The organism is Shewanella sp. SM29 (assembly GCF_025654245.1).
Classification (GTDB): domain Bacteria; phylum Pseudomonadota; class Gammaproteobacteria; order Enterobacterales; family Shewanellaceae; genus Shewanella; species Shewanella oncorhynchi.
In genome coordinates, this window is record NZ_JAKKRN010000083.1 from 1 (window position 1) to 916 (window position 916).

General features: G+C 45.2%; 1 pseudogene. It reads left to right on the plus strand.

The annotated features are described in order from the left end of the window. Positions 1–916 (plus strand): annotated as a pseudogene (locus L5L77_RS22525) (IS3 family transposase); the annotation flags it as partial.

A 916-nucleotide genomic window follows, 5' to 3' on the forward strand; every position in this document is an offset into this window, starting at 1 on the left:
TGAAGAAATCACATAAGAGTTATCCCCAGGCATTTAAAGATGAAGCTGTCTTGATGGTGCTAGAACAAGGTTATAGCGTTGCCGATGCGGCAAAGTCTCTTGGAGTTAGCACGAGCCTGCTTTACAACTGGAAGGAAAAACACGAAGCCCTGCAACAAGGCATCACCTTAGAAGAGCCTGAGCGTGATGAGTTGAAGCGATTGCGTAGAGAAAACAAAGAATTACGCATGGAGAAAGAAATTCTAAAAAAGGCAAGCGCCTTCTTTGCGAGAGAAATGATGTAAGATTTCGTTTCATCAAACTGCAATCTCACCTGTTTCCCATAGCACTGTTATGTCGAGTAATGAGTGTCAGTAAGTCAGGCTATTACGATTGGCATAAACGCCCTGCAAACGTGATAAGCCTTGAAACACTGAAGCTTTATCGCCTTGTTCGACAGCTATTTAAGCAAAGTCGAGGCAGCTTAGGGAATCGTGAAATGGTGAAGAAATTGCGCAAGGAAGGCTACCAGGTTGGTCGCTATGTCGTTCGTAAAATTATGCACCGCCTTCGACTCAAAGCAACCCAACGACGCGCTTACAAGGTAACTACGCAGCGAAAACACTCAGATGCAGTGGCTGATAACCTGTTAAATATGAACTTTAATCCAGTATCGGCTAATGAGGTCTGGGCGGGTGACGTGACCTATTTAAAGACGGGTGAGGGCTGGATGTATTTAGCTGTGGTGATGGATTTATATTCACGCCGGATTGTGGGATGGCACATAGACAAACGCATGACCACAGATTTGATATCTAAGGCATTAATGAAAGCCTACAACCTGCGCTAACCAGCGCGAGGGTTGGTATTTCACAGTGACCTAGGCTCGCAATATACCAGTAAGCAATTCGGTAGGCTGCTATCGAGCTATGGTATC